Here is a 19,719-nt window from a genome sequence, read left to right as displayed (position 1 = left end):
CTCTAGTATAGAAAAGGAGATCTCAGGACGCCTTGTCCGATTTCACGATTTCCGACTCATTTCCACGAAGTTGATCCGAATCGGCCGGCCGCATCGGAATTCGAACCGATACGACCGTCCCTTTGCCGATGAAGGAGTCGATCCGGATGCCATATCTCTCGCCGTATTTAAGCACCAAGCGGGCGTGAACATTGGCCAGCCCGAGCGAGCTGTGCGGGTTCGGAACGGCATCGGCGCTGCGCATGGAGGCCGCCTCCGTCAGCATCAGATGAATCTCCTCTAGCTGCGGCGCGGGGATGCCTTTGCCGTTATCGGCGATTTCGATGACCAAATCCCCCTCATCGCCATAGGCGCTCACGATAATGGCGCCAGCCCCGCCATTTGGCTCAATCGCGTATTTCACCGCATTTTCCACAATCGGCTGCAGCGTCAGTTTCATGCAGAGACAATCGTGAAATCGATCGTTAACGAAGACGGACCGGCTGAAGTTGATCGGGAAACGCAGGTGAATGATCTCAAAATATTTGGTCATGATGTCCAGCTCTTCCCGCAGCGTCACTTCCGCTTGCTCGAACCTCGCGGTATAGCGGTACACATCGGCGAGATTGCGGGCGATCAGCTCGATCTTCGGTACGTTCTCGAAGTAAGCCATGCTCTTGATAATACCCAGCGTGTTATAGAGCAGATGGGGGTTGATCTGATTCTGCAGCGCGCGGATTAACGCTTCCTTCTGCCGCAGCTCCAGGCGCATTTCCTTCATCTGCAGCTCGTACACCTCGCCCATCAGCTGCTGCAAGCGGGACACCATGTTATTGAACCCGAGATAGAGATATTGGAACTCGTCTTGCCGTTTCTCCAGCTTCGCCCGGACCTTCAGATCCCCCATGGCGACCATCGCCATCATATTTTTCAACCTGACAACCCGTTTGACGAATTGATGCGTCAGCAGCGGGACGACCGCCATAATGATCAGCGAGACCACGAGGAAGGAAACGTATATCGCATTGCGCACAGCCTTTAGCCCTTCCTCCATCTGGGAGGTAGGCACGATCGACACGATGTTCCAGTTCATGCGATTGGATTGGTTGACGGACACATACCAGGATTCGCCGTTCCATTCCTGCTTGTATGCTTCATCGGCTCCCTTCTGGAGCTGAAAAGATGACAACGGCGTCGCCGATCGCGGCTTGCCGACATAGGTGTCGTCCGGGTGATACACCACGATATCATCGGAGGATACGACAAGCGGGTAGCCTCTCTCTCCCAGACCGGCTTCGCCGAATGTTTCGATCACCTGCTTCGGAATGACGTCGACCACTAATCTGCCGATGATTTCGATCGAGTCGATGTCGAAGATCGGAATGACCACGGAGACGACCGCATATTTGCTTTGATTCGGATAATTGGTGTAATGCGTCGGAATAATTTGCGGCTCGGAACGAAATGGAAGCGAGAACCACGGCTCGTTGGAATAAAATCCCGTACGCGAATAATAATAGCTGAAGATCGAAATCATGTTGCTTTGCTTGGACATCAGAAACATGCCGGCGATTTCCGGCCGATCGGTCGCCGCAAACTTCTGCAGCTCGTTCTCGATCGCTTCCGTTTCTTCCGGCGTAGACTTCTCTTGCTTGAGATAAGCCTGAACGTCCTTGCTGGCCATGAAGCCCGCCGTCGATTGCATCAAGCGCTTGATATAGAAATCAATGTCATAGTTGAATCGCGACGCCGCATCGCCCGATAGGCGCATAAAGTCTTTGGCTGCCACGTTGTTGAACAGATGGCTGGCAATCGACAGCGCAAGCACGAGGGATAGCAGGTTGACGAGCAGAAACGCGAGCGTCATCCTGGATTTAATGGAATGCAGAAGTTGTATTTTCAAGTCAGAATCCCATTCCTTTACGATAGTCATTGGGCGTCATGCCGGTAATTGTCTTGAACATGCGGTTGAAATGCGGCAGCGAGATGAACCCGACCATTTCCGCCGCTTCATACACTTTGATGTCCGCTTCCATAAGCAGCGATTTGGCCTTCTGAATACGAACCCCGTTCAGGTAACTGATAAAGGACTGCCCCGTGAACTGCTTGAACAGATGGCCGAAGTAGGACGGGCTCAAGTTAGCCTGACCCGCAACCTTCACCAGCGTAAGCGGTTGCATGTAGTGGCTCTCCATATAATCGCATGCCTTCCGGATCACCTGCCGGACTTCTTGGCCGGACACCGCGCGCGACTTGAAGGACCATGACTCCAAGAGCATGCGGAAATACAGGATCGTCTGCTCCTTGGTGCTCCAATCGGGAGACTCCGGCGGCATAAAGTCCGCGTCCAGCCCTTGAATTAGCGCCGTCAGCTTGCTCTCGAAGACGGAGAAAGAGGATTTGCGCGACTTCGGAAACGCTCTCTGCGTCTTCCAAATCTCCTGAATGACATTTTCCAGCGCCGTACTTCGTCCATTCGCGTCCATCTCCGGCAGCCGATCAAGAAAGATGTTGATGACTTTGAAGCAGCTGTTCATCTCCTTGAACAACGCCAAGCGATCCAGTGATCGCAGCAGAGCTTCCTTCAGCTCTTCCTGCATAACCGGCTTCAGCAAATATTCCGACACGCCGTAACGGACCGCTTGACGGGCATAGGCAAATTCATCGTAACCGCTAATAATAAGCGAGACGATCGGCAGGCCTGCTTCGTCCACCTCGCGCAGCAGCTCCATCCCGTCTTTACGGGGCATTCGGATATCCGTGATGAGAATGGAGGGCCAGAGCTCATGCAGCATATTCCAGGCATCCTCCCCGTCGACCGCCTCCCCGACAACCGTGAATCCGCCGCCAATCCGCTCAATCATCTCCGTCAATTCGCTGCGCAGCCAATGCTCGTCTTCCGCAACTACGATTTCGTACATCGTCAAAACCTCCCAAAAGCCTCTATGTGCTACGTTCGACAAAATTCGAGCAATGAAGTATATCCTAAAGGAATAGCAAATAAAGATCGTTCCTGTCAATCCCAAGCAGCCCGATTTGATATACGTTAACAGCTTGAATCCGACTATTCCACCGTTCCATCGTCCCGCTGCAACACAACAAATAGGCCAGCCAGATGTTCCTGGGTGACCTGAGAATTGACTTAATAAATACGTAATGCTGTCCATGCATCAAAATCCGCAAACATCCCGTCCTATGCTAGGTTCACCGCCGATGCGGAACCATCCAGCGGCCGTTCTTGATTCGCAGCGACACGAGCGGCTCCGGCTCCGCCTCGGATTGACCCTCTACGGACACAAAGCGGAAGTGCTCGCCGAGCACCGCCATAATGAGCACCGCCTCGATCATCGCGAATTGCGTGCCGATGCACCCCCTTGATCCGCCGCCGAACGGAAAGTAAGCGAAGCGCGGCCACTGCCCCGGTCCGTCATCGAACCGTTCCGGCCGGAACGCAGCTGCGTCCCCAAAGACATGATCGTTGCGGTGGATCGCATATGGACTAATCAGAAAGCTGCTCTTGGCCGGGAAGACATCCCCCAGCATCGTCAATTCCTGCTCCGCCTCGCGAAGAATCGCCCAGGCCGGCGGGTACAGCCTCAGCGTCTCCTGAATGACTTGCTTCGTATAGGATAACGTGCGGAATCGTTCGAACGCGCCTGCTTGCGCTCCCGCTTGTTTCCCGGTTTGATCGAGCTCGTGATGCAGCCGCCCGGCTACCTCCGGTTCCCGGTCCAGCGAGTACCACGACCAGACCAGTGCATTGGCTGTCGTCTCATGCCCGGCGAGCAGCATCGTCATCATCTGATCGCGAATTTCATGATCGGGGATGGGCTGACCATGCTCATCCACCGTATCCAGCAGCAGCCCAAGCAGGCTGTCCGCATAACGCTCCGGCTCTCTCTTGGCAGATGCAATCGCGTCATAGATCATCGTCTCCAGCGTTCGTATTGCCCGTTTATGCGTAACATTCCCGGGCGTAGGCACGGTGAATGGAAGAATAATGGGGGAGAAAATCGTTTTGGCCGATTGCTTGATCGTATCATCCACAGCCGCGGCAAGCTCAGCCTTATCTGCATCCAGCTCCGTATTGAACATGCTTCTTGCGATAATGCCCAGGGTCAACCGCATCATCACATCGTGCATCGGGATCGGCACCCCATCCTCCAGCACAGCCGCAAGCCGATTGGTCTCATCGACCACAATATCGGCATAGGCTTGGAGACGTTCCTTATAGAACACCGGCTTCAAATATTTTTTCTGTTCCCGGTGAGTGTGATCCTCGGAAGTCAGCAATCCATCGCCGACGGTTCTGCGCAGCACATTCGAGCTTCTTCCTTTACGGAAGCGCTCCTCCTGGTGAACGAGAATCTCCTGCACGAATTCCGGCGAATTCACGATGAAGGTCGGACGGAACGAGCTCGTTCGCAGAGATACGACATCTCCCATGTGCAGCGCATCGAGCAGAAACCCGAGCGGATCCCGTTGAAATCGAAAAAAGTTGGCCGTTCGTGATGTTGGAATATCCGCGATTCGCGTCATCTCGATCCTTCCTTCCGTTAGAAGCCTTTCTCTCATCATAGTACGAAAGCCATTTTTGCTCAAATTCGACAAAGGAATCGGTGAACATTATGGAGTGATTCTCCTTGTTCATTTACCCTTTCTCCAATATCTGTATGGTGCAGTTTTGTTATAAAATGTTATAATATTTTACTAAAGAAAGATTGCCTGGCAAGCCCCCGGTTTGATTCGAGCACGAAATCAATCCCTGCGACTTTATTTGACAATCCTTCAATGTATCATTAATAATGGATATCCTATAGAGAGATTATGGGGGTAGACAGATCTTTGGGGAGGAATGACCTTTGTCAGTGGTTTCGCATTTAATGACCTTTAACAAGCAATTCGTCGAAGAAAAGCAGTACGAGTCCTATTTAACCGATAAGTTTCCCGATAAGAAGCTCGTGATTCTAACCTGCATGGATACCCGTCTGGTTGAGCTTCTGCCCCGTGCGTTGAATCTGCGCAACGGCGATGCCAAGATCATTAAGAATGCCGGCGCCATTCTCACGCAGCCCTTCGGCAGTGCTATGCGCAGTATTCTGGTTGCCATCTACGAGCTGGGAGCAACCGAAGTACTCGTCATTGGCCATCACGGCTGCGGTATGACCAATCTGGATACGAAGGCGATGGTCAATAAATTTAGAGACCGCGGCGTCTCCGACACAACACTATCGACCTTGGAGCATTCGGGTATACGAATGGAACGATTCCTTCGCGGGTTCCAAAGCCCGGAAGAAGGCGTCATGCACAGCATTAATATTATACGCAACCACCCGCTTATCCCCGCAGACATTCAAGTCCACGGCTTCGTCATGCATCCGGACACCGGTGCAATGGATCTCCTCGTAGAAGATTACAGAGGATCTAACGAATAGTTACTCACCCTAATGACCCCGCCGCCGTTCATAGGGTATACCGCTATATCAGACATGAAACAGACCTCCAATCCCATGCTTAAGCCAAGGTTTGGAGGTCTGTTTATTTATTGGCAGCGATTGGCCTACTTAATCATAGCCCTCACGCAGTTCTAGATTTATTCAATAGCCTTACGCCTTCTGCGCCACTTGCTTCTGTTTCTTCATTCGGCCCATCAGCAATACGCCAACGACTAGAACGATGCTGATTCCCCACTTCAGTAAGACGTTTTCTTCGAAGAACGACTTCATGAAGGGCTCATCCACGATCATCTTGGAGGCCGTCCATGCCAATACGCCGGAACCGATATAAATAATGATCGGGAAGCGTTCCACCCATTTTAATATGAGCGTACTGCCCCATACCACAATCGGTACGCTAATGAGCAAACCGATGACAACGAGCAGGAAGTCACCGTGCGCAGCCCCTGCAACAGCAAGTACATTATCCAGACCCATGACGGTGTCGGCCACGACAATGGTTCTTACTGCCGCCCATAAGTTAACTGCCGATTTGACATCATGGTTCTTCTCTTCGACAAGCAGCTTATATGCGATCCAGACGAGGAGCAAGCCACCCACGAGGAGTAGTCCCGGGATCTTCAATAACCAAACCACAACCAGCGTCAATAAGGAACGAATCGCAATAGCGCCGATGGTTCCGAACAGAATGACTTTCTTCTGATGCTCTTTAGGCAAGTTTCTGGCAGATAAACCAATGACAATTGCGTTGTCGCCGGCTAATACCAAGTCAATGACGACAATGGCTAATAACGCCGACCAAAATTCCGGACTGAAGAGTTCCATCTTATTCCGCTCCTTTGTATAATCAATGATTTCTTTTAGTTGTCCCTAACTTGGTCTAAATTATCCCAACGGCCCAATTCTGCTGAAAAGCACCCCTTTCCAACCAACAAAAAATGACCTTTACCGTTAGGTAAAGGTCATTAAAAAACAACAGACCTGTACTTAACAGTAAAGGTCTCGCTAACAAACGAGTTGCCAACAAAGCCGGAGGGAGTCCCTCGTAATGACGACGTTGCTGTACAGCTACTCCCCTTTATTCCTTGTAATCATACCATCTTAGCCATTCGGGAGCAAGTGTCCATCCGCATATTTGACAGATAATTATTGGCAGCAGGCCATGCGATTTTCAAAGCTGGATCGATTGGTTTACAATGTACCCAAGGAGATGAATGAGCGATGAACAAAGAGATTATGGAGCGATTTATTTCGTATGCACAGGTGGATACACAGTCGAATGACAGCAGTGAAACATGCCCCTCCACACCGGGGCAGCTTACCCTGGCCAAGATGCTGGCTGACGAGCTGCGCACGATCGGCATGGAAGAGGTAAGCTTGGATGCCAACGGCTATGTGATGGCTACCCTCCCCTCTAACACGGATAAGCAGGTGCCCACCATCGGCTTCTTGGCCCATGTGGACACGGCAACCGATTTTACGGGAACAGGCGTCAAGCCGCAGATCGTCAGCGATTACGACGGCCATGATATCCTCTTGAATGAAGCGATGCAAATCGTACTCTCCCCCAAGGACTTTCCGGAGCTTGCGACCTACAAGGGCCATACCTTGATTACGACCGACGGTACGACGCTGCTCGGCGCCGACAACAAGGCAGGCATTACCGAAATCATGACCGCAATGGTGTATTTGATTCAACATCCGGAGATTAAGCATGGCAAAGTACGGGTTGCTTTCACGCCTGATGAAGAAATCGGAAGAGGTCCCCATCGATTCGACGTTGCCGCCTTTAATGCCAAGTATGCGTATACCGTAGACGGAGGACCGCTTGGTGAGCTGCAGTATGAGAGCTTTAACGCCGCTTCGGCGCGAATTACGTGCAAGGGCAAGAACGTACACCCCGGTACCGCCAAGGACAAGATGATCCATTCCGCCAAGATAGCCATGGAGCTGCATTCCAGACTGCCTGCGGAGGAGTGCCCGGAGCGAACCGAGAACTACGAAGGCTTCTACCATCTCCTATCCATTGATGGCGACGTGGAGCAGACGAAGCTGCACTATATTATCCGCGATTTCGATCAAGCAGGCTTTCAGGCCCGTAAAGCGCGTCTGGCTGCCATAGTGGACGAGCTGAGAGAGATCTACGGGAAAGAACGCATCGATCTCGATATCAAAGACCAATATTACAACATGCGGGAGAAGATCGAACCGGTCCGCGAAGTGGTCGACATTGCCTACCAAGCGATGGAGAATCTAGGGATAGCACCGGTCGTTCAACCGATCAGGGGCGGTACCGACGGTTCGCAGCTTTCCTACATGGGATTGCCTACGCCTAATCTATTCACCGGCGGCGAGAACTACCACGGCAGGTTCGAATACGTGTCCGTGGATAATATGATCAAGGCGACTAAGGTCGTCATAGAAATCGTTAAGCTCTTCGAACAGAAAGCTGAGGCTTGATCCGTAACAATAACAAGGAAGAAGGCATCATGCCAAGTGCGCATGATGCCTTCTTCTATCGGTTTACTCTATAATGAATGGCTACTTGCTATGTCCATGAAGCATATCTGCCAATGCCCGGAGCTGTGCAGCGTCGATTGGCGCTAATCCAGACCGTCCGATACGGATAGCGGAACCGAAGTGCACCTCGGATACCCCGGTCTGTTCAATGAACGATACGATGCTCTCCGGGGTCAGACCATTACCGGCTAGAATGCGCAGCAAGCCTCCGCACGCTTCCGCTTCCTCGACCAGCTTACGGATAGCAGGCGCCGCCTCTGGAGCCGGGCCTAGGCCGCCGGAGGTCAGAACGCGGGTAATGGACGGATAACGCGCAAGCGTCCGCAAGCCTGCAATTTGATCCACCAGCTCGTCGAAGGCGCGGTGGAAGGTCACATTCAGATTTTCAGCCAGAGGCAGCAGCGTCTCAAGCGCCTGCTCGTCAATCTCCCCATCCGCCGTTAGCGCGCCTAGAACAACGCCGGCCGCACCCGCTGCGGCAATCGCCTTCACTTCGGCAGCCATGGTATCGATATCGTGTTTGCCGTAGACGAAGGAGCGGCTATGCGGTCTGACCATGACGTTCACGGGGATCTTCACCGCTTGAACAACCTGCTCAACCATTCCGATGCCCGGGGTCAGTCCGCCTTCCGTAATGGCAGTTATTAATTCGATACGATCCGCACCATTCTCCTCAGCCGCCCGTGCGTCCTCCACACAAGTAGCGATAACCTCTAGAATCATATTCGACAACCTCCCGCTTCCACTCCATGATAATAGCAGCGGCGGACGTAAGTCTCTGCTGCGTTGTGCTCTTTCTTAAGCTTCGAGGGTAAATACCGCACGTCTTTCGCCAACTACCGTACCTCCGTCGTTAACGATCGTATTGGGTACGAGCGCATACAGACGATTGATGGTATCCTTGTTGTCATACCCGATATGCTCCAGAATCGAGGCGATGATACACGGCCATACCTGCTCGGAGCCATCGGATACTTTCAATGAAATACCGATGCGCTCTTTGCGCAGACCGATGCCATATACACCCTTCGCCCCGCCTTTGGCAGCCAGATTGGGGTCCTTCAGCAGCGCCGAACAGACGAACTGCGTGTCCGCGATCATATCCGGGTATTCGTTCATGAGACGTGCCATTCTGGCGGCTGCATCGCGGGTTGCGGCATCGTCAATCAGATCCGGGCAGGCGAGCTTCAGATAAGCAAGCGCGATCTTGTTTAAGGGCAGTGCGAAGATCGGCAAGCCGCATCCATCGATTCCTTGCGGAATGGAGGCTTCAGGAACCTCCGCGATGTACGCGAGCGCCTCCAGAATTTCCTTCTGCACAGGATGCTCCGGCTTGTAATACGTCTTCTCATCCCAGCCCATATGCTTGCTGAGTGCTATGAGTCCGGAGTGCTTGCCCGAGCAATTATGGAAAATCTTGCGCTTAGGCTCATGATCCCGATGCCGTTCCGCCTTCGCATCTTCGTTCAGCGGATACGTCGCGCAGCAATGGAGCCCTTCCTCCTGAATGCCCGTCTTGCGCAGAATGGAATCCAGCGCATCAATGTGAAAGGCTTCTCCCCTGTGGGATGCCGCGAACAATGCCGCTTCCTGGCCGCTCAATCCATAGACCTCATCAACACGCCGCTTCATAACCGGAATAGCCTGGAATGGCTTCGCGGCAGACCTTAGGAAGGTCATGTGATCCGGATCCCCTGCCTTGTACAGAACCTTGCCCTTCTCATCCACTACCGTGATTGCACCGTAATGAACATTCTCAAGCGTACCGCCCCGGTATTCTTCTACTAATGTCGTAAATCCCATTGTGCATCCTCCTAAAAGTTTTGTGGGGTATTATTTCGCTTCCGAAGGAGTGATATAAAACAAAACTCGCTTCGGAAGCATCTGCTGAAAGTTTTGTGGATATTTCAATCGCTTCCGAAGGAGCGACGTAAAACAAAACTCGCTTCGGAAGCATCTGCTATAACTGAAAGAAACGATTCTGCGAAAGCAGACCCGAACCGATCACAACGCCCCACTCGCTCAGCTCCGAGTGATGAAAGCGGAACGAACCGCGAAGCGGCTCCCATACGAAATGCGAAGAGCAGCGCGCTTCAATTTCCTCATGAATGCCGGGAAACCTGTCTGGGAGCTCCCCGCTTAAGATCACGCTGTCCGGGTTGTACATGCATACCAGATTATTGATTGCGATAGCCATATAATCAAGAGCCCGATCAATAAGATGAATGGCCCATCGTTCTCCCGCCTGTCTCGCCTCAAAGACCTCCTCGATCGTCTGAATCGGACGGATTTGGTTTGCTTCAGACAACAGGGAACGAATCGTAATATAGGTTTGCAAGCATCCGGCTTTACCGCATTCGCACATCATTCCGTTCGGATCGACGGTTGTATGGCCAATTTCGCCCGCACTGTTCATATCCCCCCGGTAAACTTCCCCTTCAAGGATGAGCGCAGAGCCGACTCCGTTGCCGAAGCCGAGCAGCGCAGTCCGGCGAGATCCAATAGCGGCACCCTTCAGATGCTCTGCGAGCGCCCTTACCTTGAGCTCGTTATCGACCGCCACCTCATAGCCGGTCAGCTCCTTCAGTCTCTCGGCCAAGGGAACATTCTTCCAGCCAAGCTGTACGGAGAAGACAACGCCGCCCTTATCATTGTTTACAATGCCGGGCAGACCGATTCCAATCCCGACGACTCGGGTACGATCAATGGCATGATGCCGCACCAGCTCCTCAATCGCTGCACCTATACGCCTGAGCGTCTCCTCCAGGTCTTCTTCTGCCGGTCGGACACGCTTATCGGAACAGATGACGTTACCCTGCAGATCGAGAATACCGATACTCATGAAATGGCGGTCCAGCTCAATACCGATCGACAATACCGAGCCATCCGCCAATCCGATCAAGGTTGATTTTCTGCCAAGGCCGGCAGCGGCCACCTGTTCGGATTCCACCAAGTACCCCAGCTCCGTCAGCTCTCCGACGATACGGCTAACCGTTGTCGGACTCATTCCTGTTTGTTTGGCGATGGCGGCTCGCGAGATCGGATGCTGCTGCTTAATGATTCCGAATACCGTTCGCCTATTCTGCAGCTTCATATAATCTTGATCATGCTTCTTCATGGACCACTCAACCACTCTCCTATTATTTTCACCATTGGACTAATGATCGGGATAATCCGCTGGATTCCAATATGAATTGTGGAAAAACCGCCTTAATGATCTATACAACGGGTGAATCGCAAGCTATATTCTCCATTGATGTTAATATTAAAGGATGCTGTGGCAGTTGGTCAATGTAAATGGCGAATTCCAAATCCCCCCTGCCCCATAAATAGATAGCCAAACAAAACAGGCCGTTCAACCGATATACCCGAGCCGGTTGAACGGCCTGTCTCTCATGAGTTACGCTCTAGATCAGCCCCTCGGCCTTCAGCCACTCCTCCGCTACTTCGCGGGCCTGCTTCCCTTCAAGATCAACCTTTCCATTCAAGACGGACATCGCTTGATCATTGATTTTACCGGCTAATAGGTTCAGGACCTCCTCCAGCTCTGGATATGCCTTTAGCGTATCCATCCGAACAATAGGCGCTGCATAATAGGGCGGAAAGTAATGCTTGTCATCCGCAATCACTTTCAAGTTAAACGCTTGGATTCTTCCATCTGTGCCAAAGGCGTCATTCGCATCCGTGGTCCCTTCCTTGACCGCGCTGTAGGTCAATCCGGCATCCAGCCCCTTGGTCTGTTTAAACTTCATTCCGTATGTCTTCTGCAATCCGATATACCCGTCCGGACGCTCCAGAAATTCATGGGTCGCTCCTAAAATTAAATTAGGCGATTGCCGGGCAAGCTGGGTAAGCGTTTCGATCCCCAGCTTCTCCGCACTATCCCTTCTCATGGATATTGTGTACGTGTTATTAAAGCCGATCGGCTTTAACCAGGCCACGCTAAATTTCTCCTCATATGCGGCCTTTACCTTCTGATAGGTAATCTCCGGATCACCGCTGATCGGTTTTTCCTTCAGCACAGAGGTCCATCCCGTTCCGGTATACTCCGGATACATATCGATATCGCCGCTAACCAGAGCACTGTGCGTTACGGAGGACCCACCTAGAAACGGCTTGCGAATGACCTTCAAATCGGTCTTGGCCTCGATTAAGGACGCCATCATATGGACCAGAATATCCTGCTCGGTGAAGTTCTTCCCGCCCACAACGATCGAATCCGAGCCAATCCCCCCAACCTTCGAGAGGATACCGGCAGCGATCAGCACGATCAACGCCGCACCGATCACGATTTCCAGCCCCCGTACAACCTTGTTCGTCTTTCTTGTTCGCGTGCGTATGCCCTTTGGGGTTACGGCCCGCTCCATCCGCTCGAGCATGAAATCAAATAGCAGCGCAAGCAGCGCGGCGGGGATCGTACCCGCCAGAATCAATTCCGTATTGACCGTCGAAATGCCTCTGAAGATCAAGTCACCCAGTCCGCCAGCCCCGATGAGCGAGGCCAAGGTAGCTACCCCGATAAGCATGACGGTCGCCGTCCGGATCCCCGCCATAATAACATTCAAGGCCAAGGGCAGCTCGATCTTGGTCATGACCTGCAGACTGGTCATTCCCATCCCGGTACCGGCTTCTTTAATCGGTTTGTCTACATTCATGATGCCGGTGTAGGTATTCCTCATGATCGGCAGCAAGGCGTATACCGTTAAGGCTACAATAGCGGGAACCATCCCAATGCCGAGCAGAGGAATCATAAAGCCCAGCAAGGCTAAGCTTGGAATCGTCTGGAATAGCGAGGCTACTCCGATGATAGGAGCGGCCAATCTTGGAAAGCGGGTGAGCGCAAGCCCGGTCGGGATCGATATGACGATCGCAATGACCAGTGCGATGAACGATATTTGAATATGTTCCATCGTGGCGCGAATAATATCGTCTTGTCTATTCACGAATACATCCCAAAGATTCATGGCGGCCTCCCCTGTTAGATCTGCTTCAACAGCGCGTCGATTAGACTGGAATTGGTCACAAGTCCCGCTAAATGCCCATTGCTATGGACAATGGGGAGACTGCTGAGACCTTGCTGCTTCATAATATCTACGGCCTCGCTTACCCCTGTCCCGACAGGTACGGACGGGATATCCGATTTCATAATTTCCTGCAGCGACAAGTCTTCTTGATGATAGTGTTCTTCAAGCATCTCTTTGGTCACGATTCCCTTGAGATTGCGGTATTTATCCGTCACAAGCAAGCTGTTCACGCGGTAATGCTTCATCAGCTTCGCTCCATGCGCCAAGCCGCGCGATAGGAAGACCGTTACCGGATTGTGAATCATGACGTCCTCCACCATGAGATTCTCGGACTCGTGAAGCCGATTCTCGCCAATAAACGTGCGTACAAAGTCATTCTTCGGACGCCTCAAGATCCGATCCGGGGTATCCGCTTGAACAATCTCCCCATCCTTCATCAGGACAATACGATCGGCGATCTTGAGCGCTTCGTCCATGTCATGGGATACGAATACGATGGTCTTCTTCACCTCTTCTTGGAGACGGACCAGCTCATCCTGCAGCTGCTCCCGGCTGATTGGATCAAGCGCACTGAATGGCTCGTCCATAAGAATAATCGAGGGTTCTGCGGCCATCGCCCGTATGACGCCAATTCGCTGCTGCTGGCCCCCGCTTAATTCAGCGGGATACCGGTCCCGATATTGATCGGGATTCAGACCGACCATATCCATCAATTCGTCGATTCTTTTTTCGTAGTCGTTCTTATCCATCTTCTTGAGTCTTGGCACAACCGCGATGTTATCCTTAATTTTCATGTGCGGGAATAGGCCGATTTGCTGAATGACATAGCCTATATTTCTTCGCAGGAGGACGGGATTCATTTGGGAAATGTCCTTGCCGTCGACTAAAATTTGACCGGATGTAGGCTCAGCCAGCCGATTGATCATTTTCATGGTTGTCGTTTTGCCGCAGCCGCTCGGTCCGATCAAGGTAACTAGCTCGCCTGCCTTAATTTCCAGGTCGATCCCCTTTAACGCCATCGTACCGTCGTTATATTTTTTCGTGACTTGTTTGAACTGAATCATGGCAGCACCCCATCTATCCATTCGTTTCATGGTATGGCCATATTCTGCCCAGAAACCCGTATTCTACGCATGATTCGGCTGAGGGTGCTATTTGTTATTCAGTGGGGTGCTGCGCCGGGCCTTACATTCAATACGCAAAATAAGGGCATCCTCTGCAGGATGCCCATAAATCATATCCAAAGTATGTAATTAAGCAATTACAGCTCTAATCGCATGCCATCGTAAGCGACCGTAATGCCGTTCGGTTCGAAGATCTCCATCAAATCCTCATGCAGCAGATGTGCGTTGTGCGAGAAATGGGTTACGGCGAACTTGCCGCCCGGATTCATAATGTCGTTAGCGATCAGCCACTCCTTCGTCTCAAGCACGCAATCCACGTTCATATGGTTGATGCGGCCGCCCACTCTGCCTGTGGTGCATTCCAGAATAGCCAAATCCAGCTTCTTCCCCTTCAGCCACTCCCAGGTTTGCTCCGGGAACCAGCCGCTGTCATGGCCGTAGAAGATCGTCTTGCCATCCTTCTCGATATAATACACCAAGCAGGTCTCGGTTCGATCATGATCCGCGATCAGCGGCACGATGGTTGCGGTTTGCGTCTGTACCGGCTCAAACGGCCGTATGACGTGGAACCGGTATTTATCCTGCTGCATGCCCAGCTTATCGATGCAGCTGCGAATAGGCAGATCATGTCCATATACATGAATGGGGCGATCCCCCGATTTCGCATATCCCGACATCCGAATCAGCATGTCCTCCGCATACAGATGATCAGAATGCGAGTGCGTGAAGATCAAGTCCTTCACTTTATCCATATCGATATTATCGCGTATCGCATGATGGCAGGTATCCGGTGGAAAATCGATCTTGAGCTCGCCGTCGATCATAACGGAGGTACGCGTGCGGATGTTTTTTCCGCCCTTCGCCTGAGCTTGCTTGCACGTATCGCATTGACAGAATAAGGACGGAATTCCTTCGAAAGCGGCCGTGCCTAGAAAATGAACATTCATCGGTTGTTACCTCCCTCATATTTTCTTCATCTGATGATGCTCCGGAATGTCTCCGGTGTCATCCCGTCGACTTCAAGAATGCCCGGTAAAACTGGCTGGCGCTGGAGAATCCCAGATTGTAGCTGATCTCCTCCACCGTGGTGGCCGTACTCCCAAGCTGATCCTTTGCTTTCTCGATGCGCAGCTGCAGCACGTATTGATACGGTGTCAGGCCTGTCAATGTCCTAAACGTCCGTATAAAATGGTAGCGGCTTTGCAGTGCGATTGAAGATAGCTTATCGACACTCATCTGCTCCGTGTAATGGCCATGGATATAATCCAGTACCCGGGAGAAGTGCTGGTCGGATAACACCGCCTTTCGAAAAACCGCAGGTTGACTCCCCCACAACAAGCTGTCCAAATATGAAAGCCTTGCATTGGCATTCACCCAATTCCGATTATAGCAGAAAGTGCTCGATTACAAGGCAATAATCGCGAGCGACATCAGGCCGTTTTTTCACTAACATATGCTGCACCGCCTGGGCTTTGCATATTCCCGTTGCCCTGTCCTTGGCTGGCGCGGCACCACCTTACCGAGTATGACCCAATCACGTTATTGTCGTTCTCTAGCCTGCCCTTCTAAACGGGTCCAGTTCACACATGTCTCCAAGAGAATAGACACAATGATTCCGATAACCAAACCATTGCCCGCCAGTGGACGAATATAGGCAGGCAAGCCGGCGAACACAAGCGGAGAGATCGACATGATGCTGATTCCCAGCAGTATGGGCAGGGCGAGACGATAGATGCTTTTCGAATCAAAGGTTCTCCCTTTAATGGTACGAACCGCTGTACCGAACATTTGCAAATAAGCCACGAAAAGCACCGCGCTTCCGACGCTTAGAGGCAAATTCGAGAACCAGTGGCCAAGCGGGGGTATAAGGCCGAGCACCAGAAATAATCCACCGCCAATGACAAGCGCTTCTCTATGCAATATCTTGGTACTCTCCAGCAGTCCAAGCGAGGAGGCGAACGTCCCGAATGGAATGATCCCAAACACAGGCGCAATCATGGTGAACAGCCCCGTGATTAAGAAGGATCGGCGGTACTGCCCTTCTGTTGTCGTCTGCCCGTACAGCTTCTCCGCAGCACTCAAAGCGGTTATGGTGTTGGACATGTTAATTAACCCGACTATGAAGGAGGTGAGGAGAATGCCATAATCAATTCTGGGCGCTCCCCAAGGGAACAGCTTCAACATCCCCGCCCCTGCAGCATGCGGCTCACCTCCGCCGGATCCCGGAAAGCACAGTTCATATACGAACCAACCGAGCATAATGCCAAAAAGCATGGCAAAATTTCCGATCCAGCCGCGCCCCTTCAAATAAACAATGCCGACAAAAAGTGCGATGCCGATTGAAAGTGCAGCCACGGACGGGCTCAGCTGCCCGTTCTCCTGAATGCCCAGCATACCCGTGAAGAAATTCATCATCAATTGAACCGTCAATAGAAACAAGGAAACGCTAATTACGATGGGATTAAACAGCTTCATCAAAATTTTGACGAAACCCAGCCATCCTAAGACGACCATCATCAATCCAGCGAGCATATAACCTACAGCCAATCCGCCCCCAATGGCAGCAAGGCTCGTTCCTCCGGACGCCCCCGATGCCGCAAGACTGAGCGTAATTCCCCACCAAAGTCCAGCCGGGCCATCCATAATTGCGTAACGGTGTCCGATTAAGGCCTGCAGCATGCAGACGATGCCCGTTAGAATGAATGAAATTTGCAGAGCGTACGCGATTTGACCGGAGGGCAGGTGGAAAGCCTTGCCGATGGTAAGCGGTACGACAATCGTATTCGTGAGTATAAAAAACATCCATTGCACGCCGGCAAGGCCGATTTTTGGAGTAATTTGCATTCGCATGTCTTATTCAGTGTTCCTTCCCTACCTTAACAAGGATGATTCGGCGACTACACTTGAAGATTACCAAGCGTTGTGATGCCATTAATAAATCATAATACCACGACTGCCAATATATCTAAAACAAGATTGTAAACTCTGTTCCGGGACAGTAAAAGGTGGCAAAATTCAAAATCGGGCTCATCTATTCTATATGTTTGTCCACGCATATCATTCATAGATTATATATTAATATAAATCATATGAAGGAGGGACTAGCCATGGATAAAAAAGCGTTGTTGGAAGCAGTTGATCCATCGTATATGCTTACGGTCAAGCAGCTCGTGGAGATGGTTGAAAAGATAGCCCAGCAGCCTGTAATTAAACAGGAGTTGTCTGATCTGAAAAGCTTAATACCATCTGAGATTCTTGATTTTTTGAAAAAAGAAGGGATTCTTTAATCGCTTGAACTGCACTGCTGCAGCTGTTACCGCTTAATAAGAAAGATGTGTTGGCTAACTCCCTTCTGAGCCTCACTCTGATTAAGCCCTAAAAACTTAGAAACCAGCCCTGTCGCATATACGACAAGGCTGGTTTCTTCGTTCATCACGATTAACCCTCGGGTAACCGCTGCCCGGCGATACGAATTCGCTGCGTTAGCGCGCAGTCCATTCCTGATTTCGATACCATGCCGCTGCGGCTGCCACCTCTGAGCTGGTTAGCCGATGACCCATGGCTTCCCAACCTACTTCAACAGATGCGCCTGCACCCATAAGCAGCTTCGCCAGCTCCTCCGTTTCTTCAGGAGCGCATATGGGGTCATTCGTTCCGGCGCCAATATAACAGTGGACTCCCGATAGATCGGGCAGCGCCACTCCGCGAAGCGGCACCATCGGATGATGTAGAATTGCACCCCGCAGCGCGTCCTTATCATGAAACAACAGGCTTGCTGCAATATTGGCCCCGTTGGAATAACCGACGGCTATGAGATTACTGCGGTCGAACCCGTATTCCGATGCTGCCTGATCAAGAAAGCCGTTCAATTCCTTCGTCCGGAAGATCAGATCCTCCTCGTCGAAGACGCCCTCTGCCAAGCGGCGAAAGAACCGCGGCATTCCGTTCTCCAGCACATTGCCTCTCACGCTGAGTACCGGCGAGGCTGGAGAAATCTGCTCCGCCAGCGGCAGCAGGTCGCGCTCCGTTCCTCCCGTTCCATGGAAGAGTACAAGTACTGGAGCGCTTGAATCCGTCCCTTCAAGGTAGATATGTTTCATTTATTTATCCCCCTCTAGTACGCGTACTTCAATCGGAACGAGGTTCGCTTCGATTGTGCGGCGGCTTGGTTCAAACCACTCCGGAAGCATTAATTTTTCGCCCAGCTCATCTTGATGCTCGTCGCGTGCGAACCCCGGTGGATCCGTTGCAATCTCGAACAGAATCCCGCCAGCCTCCCTGAAATAAATCGCGTTGAAATATTGTCTATCGATGATCGGCGTAGGGGAGAAGCCGTTCTCCGCAATATGGCTTCTCCAGAGCTCGTGCTCCTCATGATCTTTGGCACGCCATGCAATATGATGAACCGTACCCGCTCCACCTGCACCGTACGGCATAGGGGTTATATTCACATCAATGATATTCCCCAGATCGCCTGTCGCTCGGTAACGGGTATAATCCCCCTCCTGACCGATCTTCTGCAGGCCCATCACCCGCTCGAGCAGATTTCCGGTATGCGCAGGCGCCGTACTGTAGAGCACAGCGCCGCCGAAGCCCTTAATCGCCTTGTCTGCAGGAACGCCGCCGAATGACCACTCGCTTGCGGCGCCCTCCTCGCGTGCTACCAGCTCGAGCTGCAATCCGTCTGTATCGGTAAATTGCAAATAGCTCTCCGAGAATCGAGTCGTCTTCGTAACCGGAACATTCAGGCGCCCCAGCCTCTCCTCCCAGAAGTCTAGCGTGCCCGCAGGAACCACATAAGTGGTAATGCCAACTTGACCGCCGCCAATGGTTCCCTTCCGCGAATCTGCCCACGGAAAGAAGGTGATGATCGTGCCCGGGCTTCCGATTTGGTCGCCAAAGTAAAGATGGTATACTTCTGGTGCGTCAAAATTGATCGTTTTCTTGACCAGTCGGAGACCCAATACCCCCGCATAAAAATCAACATTGTCCTGCGCATTCCGTACAAACGCTGTAATGTGGTGAATACCAGCTGTCTGTTGGTTCATCCTGATCCTCTCCTTTTCATAAGTCAAAATTAAGCTTCTTAAATTTAAGATATATGATAGGAATTAAAAGCAGTTAATCCCTTATACGAATATAACTACTTGAAGCTGTCCTGAGCGTATTTGCCAAGCTTCTTTAACAGCTTCGCTGCGGCCAGCTGCTCTTCCGCCGAAAGCCCTTCTACGGCCTTCTCGATAATTTCAGTATGTCCAGGAAACACATCTTCAATGAATTGTTTGCCCTGCTCGGTAATCTCCGCGAAGATGAGACGCCGGTCCTCAGTGGAAGCTCTGCGCTTCACGAAATTCTTCTGCTCGAGCTTATCGACGACATACGTGATATTCCCGCTGCTCATCAGCACTTTTCCGCCGATCTGCTGAATGGGCTGCGCTCCCTTATGGTACAGCAGCTCGAGAACGCCGAATTCGGTCCGGTTCAAGCCATGCCCCCGGATATCCCGATCCGCATGAGCATTGACCCATTGACTGGCTCTAGACAAGGCGATGAAGAGATCCAATGACTCATTTCTGGAAAATCCCATCCCAGCTCTCCCCTTTCCCGATCACATCG

General features: G+C 51.7%; 18 protein-coding genes. 3 read left to right on the top strand and 15 right to left on the bottom strand.

Annotation, left to right across the window (positions count from 1 at the left end; genetic code table 11):
• Positions 1–22: 22 nt before the first annotated feature.
• The 3 genes from NNL21_RS22160 to NNL21_RS22150 all read right to left on the bottom strand — a co-directional run bounded on the left by NNL21_RS22160 (position 23) and on the right by NNL21_RS22150 (position 4,518).
• Positions 23–1,882, bottom strand: a complete 1,860-nt coding sequence (locus NNL21_RS22160; RefSeq protein ID WP_204820272.1) for a sensor histidine kinase — start codon at positions 1,880–1,882, stop codon at positions 23–25.
• A 1-nt stretch (position 1,883) separates the two neighbouring features.
• Positions 1,884–2,900, bottom strand: coding sequence for a response regulator transcription factor (locus NNL21_RS22155; RefSeq protein ID WP_204820273.1), 1,017 nt, complete (start codon positions 2,898–2,900; stop codon positions 1,884–1,886).
• Between the two features lie 283 nt (positions 2,901–3,183).
• On the bottom strand, positions 3,184–4,518 hold the full coding sequence (locus NNL21_RS22150; RefSeq protein ID WP_204820274.1) for a cytochrome P450: 1,335 nt from the start codon (positions 4,516–4,518) through the stop codon (positions 3,184–3,186).
• Positions 4,519–4,841: 323 nt separating this feature from the next.
• On the opposite strand from NNL21_RS22150, the gene NNL21_RS22145 reads away from it, so the two are divergent.
• Positions 4,842–5,414, top strand: a complete 573-nt coding sequence (locus tag NNL21_RS22145; RefSeq protein ID WP_204820275.1) for a beta-class carbonic anhydrase — start codon at positions 4,842–4,844, stop codon at positions 5,412–5,414.
• A gap of 171 nt (positions 5,415–5,585) precedes the next feature.
• Here NNL21_RS22145 and NNL21_RS22140 read toward each other — a convergent pair whose 3' ends face one another.
• Positions 5,586–6,260 (bottom strand): TerC family protein, encoded by a 675-nt coding sequence (locus NNL21_RS22140; RefSeq protein ID WP_204820276.1) that lies wholly within the window; start codon positions 6,258–6,260, stop codon positions 5,586–5,588.
• Between the two features lie 396 nt (positions 6,261–6,656).
• Here NNL21_RS22140 and pepT point away from each other — a divergent pair, with 396 nt between their 5' ends.
• Positions 6,657–7,895: a peptidase T gene (pepT, locus tag NNL21_RS22135; RefSeq protein ID WP_204820277.1), complete on the top strand. Its 1,239-nt coding sequence runs from the start codon at positions 6,657–6,659 to the stop codon at positions 7,893–7,895.
• Positions 7,896–7,976: 81 nt separating this feature from the next.
• Here pepT and NNL21_RS22130 read toward each other — a convergent pair whose 3' ends face one another.
• The 8 genes from NNL21_RS22130 to NNL21_RS22095 form a co-directional block, all read right to left on the bottom strand.
• Positions 7,977–8,678 (bottom strand): copper homeostasis protein CutC, encoded by a 702-nt coding sequence (locus NNL21_RS22130; protein ID WP_204820278.1) that lies wholly within the window; start codon positions 8,676–8,678, stop codon positions 7,977–7,979.
• 75 nt (positions 8,679–8,753) lie between these two features.
• Positions 8,754–9,758, bottom strand: a complete 1,005-nt coding sequence (locus tag NNL21_RS22125) for an asparaginase (protein WP_204820279.1) — start codon at positions 9,756–9,758, stop codon at positions 8,754–8,756.
• A gap of 157 nt (positions 9,759–9,915) precedes the next feature.
• Positions 9,916–11,073: an ROK family transcriptional regulator gene (locus tag NNL21_RS22120; RefSeq protein WP_204820280.1), complete on the bottom strand. Its 1,158-nt coding sequence runs from the start codon at positions 11,071–11,073 to the stop codon at positions 9,916–9,918.
• Between the two features lie 289 nt (positions 11,074–11,362).
• On the bottom strand, positions 11,363–12,919 hold the full coding sequence (locus NNL21_RS22115) for a glycine betaine ABC transporter substrate-binding protein (protein ID WP_204820281.1): 1,557 nt from the start codon (positions 12,917–12,919) through the stop codon (positions 11,363–11,365).
• A gap of 14 nt (positions 12,920–12,933) precedes the next feature.
• Positions 12,934–14,043: an ABC transporter ATP-binding protein gene (locus NNL21_RS22110; protein WP_204820282.1), complete on the bottom strand. Its 1,110-nt coding sequence runs from the start codon at positions 14,041–14,043 to the stop codon at positions 12,934–12,936.
• Between the two features lie 197 nt (positions 14,044–14,240).
• Entirely contained in the window at positions 14,241–15,050 is an 810-nt protein-coding gene (locus NNL21_RS22105; RefSeq protein ID WP_204820283.1) for an MBL fold metallo-hydrolase, read from the bottom strand.
• A 58-nt stretch (positions 15,051–15,108) separates the two neighbouring features.
• Complete coding sequence (locus NNL21_RS22100) at positions 15,109–15,450, bottom strand: helix-turn-helix domain-containing protein (protein WP_256555396.1); 342 nt, start codon at positions 15,448–15,450, stop codon at positions 15,109–15,111.
• A gap of 192 nt (positions 15,451–15,642) precedes the next feature.
• Entirely contained in the window at positions 15,643–16,953 is a 1,311-nt protein-coding gene (locus NNL21_RS22095) for a uracil/xanthine transporter (RefSeq protein ID WP_204820284.1), read from the bottom strand.
• A gap of 257 nt (positions 16,954–17,210) precedes the next feature.
• On the opposite strand from NNL21_RS22095, the gene NNL21_RS22090 reads away from it, so the two are divergent.
• Positions 17,211–17,390 carry a hypothetical protein gene (locus NNL21_RS22090; RefSeq protein WP_204820285.1) on the top strand — a complete coding sequence of 60 codons (180 nt, stop codon included), beginning with the start codon at positions 17,211–17,213 and terminating at the stop codon, positions 17,388–17,390.
• A gap of 195 nt (positions 17,391–17,585) precedes the next feature.
• On the opposite strand, the gene NNL21_RS22085 is transcribed toward NNL21_RS22090, so the two are convergent.
• From NNL21_RS22085 to NNL21_RS22075, 3 genes are all read right to left on the bottom strand, one after another.
• Positions 17,586–18,203: an alpha/beta hydrolase gene (locus NNL21_RS22085; protein WP_204820286.1), complete on the bottom strand. Its 618-nt coding sequence runs from the start codon at positions 18,201–18,203 to the stop codon at positions 17,586–17,588.
• Positions 18,204–19,151 (bottom strand): ring-cleaving dioxygenase, encoded by a 948-nt coding sequence (locus NNL21_RS22080; RefSeq protein ID WP_204820287.1) that lies wholly within the window; start codon positions 19,149–19,151, stop codon positions 18,204–18,206.
• A gap of 95 nt (positions 19,152–19,246) precedes the next feature.
• The gene (locus NNL21_RS22075; RefSeq protein ID WP_204820288.1) at positions 19,247–19,690 is read right to left on the bottom strand and encodes a MarR family winged helix-turn-helix transcriptional regulator; all 444 of its coding nucleotides are present in this window, start codon (positions 19,688–19,690) and stop codon (positions 19,247–19,249) included.
• Positions 19,691–19,719: the final 29 nt, after the last annotated feature.

Source organism: Paenibacillus mendelii (assembly GCF_024498075.1).
Classification (GTDB): Bacteria; Bacillota; Bacilli; order Paenibacillales; family Paenibacillaceae; genus Paenibacillus_Z; species Paenibacillus_Z mendelii.
This window is presented reverse-complemented; position numbering and strand designations above follow the sequence as displayed.